We start from the raw sequence: 214 nt of genomic DNA on the forward strand, positions 1-214 counted from the left end.
GCCGTGATCGACCATAACCTTCAGGAAAATGCGAGGACGTTGAAGGTGCCGGCGACAGAATGGGAGCGACAGGCGCGCGATCTCCAGCACTTCGATGATGATGCGATGCAAGTGCTGCTTGCCTTTCTCCCCGTAGCAGAGAGGCGCATCTCACCGCAGGGTGTCAGCATGTTCGCGTTGGACTATTTTTCACCGTGGCTGGGCAGCCTCGTCC

General features: G+C 58.4%; 1 pseudogene. It reads left to right on the forward strand.

The window, feature by feature from the left end:
- A pseudogene (locus EOC06_RS41350) lies at nt 1-214 on the forward strand (transposase); the annotation flags it as partial.

This window comes from Mesorhizobium sp. M7A.F.Ca.MR.362.00.0.0 (assembly GCF_004023175.1).
Classification (GTDB): Bacteria; Pseudomonadota; Alphaproteobacteria; order Rhizobiales; family Rhizobiaceae; genus Mesorhizobium.